General features: G+C 63.5%; 3 protein-coding genes. All 3 read left to right on the plus strand.

The genetic code is table 11. The features are described 5' to 3' along the window. Window positions 1–661 (plus strand): spore germination protein (locus E0L15_RS12005; RefSeq protein WP_168125778.1); only part of this gene is annotated, 661 nt, incomplete at its 5' end. Beyond that, window positions 658–1218, plus strand: a complete 561-nt coding sequence (locus tag E0L15_RS12010; RefSeq protein WP_168125780.1) for a hypothetical protein — start codon at window positions 658–660, stop codon at window positions 1216–1218. The genes E0L15_RS12005 and E0L15_RS12010, both read left to right, overlap by 4 nt. A gap of 3 nt (window positions 1219–1221) precedes the next feature. Then, complete coding sequence (locus E0L15_RS12015; RefSeq protein ID WP_168125782.1) at window positions 1222–2184, plus strand: hypothetical protein; 963 nt, start codon at window positions 1222–1224, stop codon at window positions 2182–2184. Window positions 2185–2655: the final 471 nt, after the last annotated feature.

The raw sequence follows: 2655 nt of genomic DNA on the forward strand, positions 1-2655 counted from the left end.
CCGCACGGGCCAGGACCGGAGCACCAGCTGGATGGTGGCCTCGGCCCTGTCGGTGCTGCGCTATCTGTGTATGCTGGTGACCCTGTTTTTGCCGGGGCTCTACGTGGCGGCGGTGCTCTACCACCCGGAGCTCATCCCGGTGAAACTGATGCTGTCCATCATCTCCGCCAAAGCGGACGTGCCCTTTTCCACCCTGGCGGAGGTGCTGGTGATGCTCATCGCCTTTGAGGTGGTGCAGGAGGCGGGGCTGCGTCTGCCCGCCGCCATCGGGCAGACGGTGTCCATCCTGGGTGGCCTGGTGGTGGGAAGTGCGGCGGTGGAGGCCAAGCTGGTGTCCCCGGCGGTGCTGGTGATGGTGGCCATTGCGGGCATTGCCGGGTATACCGCCCCCAGCCAGGACTTCTCCGGGGCGCTGCGGCTGTGGCGGTTTGGCATCGCTTTGGCTGCCGGGGTGGCGGGGCTCATCGGGCTGGTGCTGGCGGGGATGGCCCTGGTGTACCACCTGGCCTCCCTGGAGAGCTTCGGGGTGGCCTATCTCACCCCCTTTGCCTCCTGCGGAGGCAGCGGGGAGCGGGGGCACGTGGTGTTCCGCCAGCCTCTGCCCTGGGTGAAGACCCGGCCCCGGTACCTCAATCCCCAGAACAGGAGGAATCAAGGTTGAAACGGATGTGGATGTTGGCCCTGTCTCTGGCCCTGGTGCTGTGCGGCTGCGCTCCCACCGCCCGGGAGCCGGACCAACTGGCTCTGGTGCGGGTGCTGGGGGTGGCGGGGTCCGGCCCGGTGGAGTTGACGGCGGTGTGCGGCCTGGACGAGGGGGAGGATACCCCCGTCGGGGGAACCTGTGAGGGGGCGGACTTTGCCGCCGCCCTGGAACAGGCCCCCTGGTGTGCCAAGCAGGAGCTCACCCTCACCTCGGTGTCCTATCTGGTGGTGGGGGCAGACGTGGACCTCCATGAGGTACTGGTCCAAGTGCTGGGGGATGAGGAGTTGGGCTCCACCGCCACGGTGTGGGTGACCCTGGACCCGGTGGGAGAGGTGCTGGAGGGTTGCAGCGACCCGGAGGGGGACCTGACCCTCCTGACCAATCAGGGAATCAAAGCCCCCACGGTGGCAGCGGCGCTGGCCACCCTCACCACCCAGGGGCAAGTGGAATTGCCCTGCGTGGGGCAGAGCAGTGGCCGCCTGGAGAAGACCGGGTGGTGTAAGTGGGAGGAATGAGGCGTGAACACAGGCAAAGAGCTGTCCCTGCGCCAGGTGCTGGCGGCGGTGACCCTGGCAGGGCTGTCCCTGGCGGCGTCCCAGGCCGGTGTGGTGGACTGGGCATGGGGACTGGTGGGCACGGCGGCAGCGGTGCCTCTGCTGCGCTGGCTCATGCTGCGCCAGGGGGACAAGCCCCTGTGCCGGGGCGGGTACGGCGTGGTCCTCCGGGGGCTCTATTGCCTCTGGTCCGTGGTAGTCCTGGGCCATGTGCTGGTGCAGGCCGCCCAACGGGTGGAGCTGGTGGGGGGCAGCCAAGGGGTGTCCGGCTGGCTGCTGCTGTTGCTGGCCCTGCCCGTTCTGTGGATGAGCTGGGGCAAGTCCGCCGCCTTCTTCCGGGGCGGGGAGATCTACTGGATGGTGCTGGTGGCTGCCCTGGTGGCAGTAGGCCTGCTGGCCATCCCCCAGGTCACCGTGTCCTACCTGTGGGCCCGGCAGGGCAGCGGCTGGACCTCCGCCCTCATGGCGGCGGGCACCGTGGCTATGGCAGCGTGGGTGCTTCCCTATTTATATAAGGTATCCCCCCGTCAGCGGCAGGGCGGCCCGGTGGGGCGGTGGCTGCTGCTGGCGGGATTGCTGGGGGTGGCTCTGGCCGCTCTCACCCGGGGGGTATTGGGCAATGCCGCCGGAGAGCTGCCCCATCCCTTCTTTGTCACCACAGGGGTGATGGGGGAGAGCGCCCGGCTGGAGGGGCTGCTGTCCGCCCTGTGGCTCATCTGTGACCTGGTGTGGGCGGGACTGCTGGCCCGAGTATGGGGAGACGGGAAGGGCCCGGTACTGGGAGTGCTCCTGGGGATCGCGGTAGCCTTTACGGGGTGGACGGAGATGCTACCTACGATGGTATGGCCCATAGGGAATCTGGCCTTGGCGGTCCTGTGTGCCCTGGTACCCAAGGGGGCGGAGGAAATAGTGGTAGAGAGGGAGTAAAACCACCATATCTGGGGCCTGAGGAAAAAGTTCGAAAAAACTCGAAAAAAGGCGAAGAAAAGTGTTGACAAGTGGGGGTGGATTTGGTATATTAACTGAGCGCCTGACGCAGGGGCAACACCGGAACGGAAATCCAACAGGAAGTTGAGAAAAAGTTCAAAAAAGGTGTTGACAAGAGCGAAACGGCGTGATATGATATAAAAGTTCGAGCGAGCCGGTTGGATGACAGCACGAAAGAAAAACTTGAAAAAAGTTTGAAAAAGTGCTTGACAACCAAGAGCGAGCCTGATATAATAAGGCTCCGCTTGTTTGAGCGGTTTGTACCTTGTAAATTAAACAATGAGAAACACGAAAAGCACCAGAAGGACACGAGTCCTTCATGGAAACTGGTAACACAGAGACATGAAGGGTCTCATCAATTCATATCTTTGAAGTTAAGAGATTAGCTTCAATAAAATTGATTTGAACGGC

The sequence above is a fragment of the Pseudoflavonifractor sp. SW1122 genome (assembly GCF_012027765.1).
In the GTDB taxonomy this organism is placed as follows: domain Bacteria; phylum Bacillota; class Clostridia; order Oscillospirales; family Oscillospiraceae; genus Enterenecus; species Enterenecus faecium.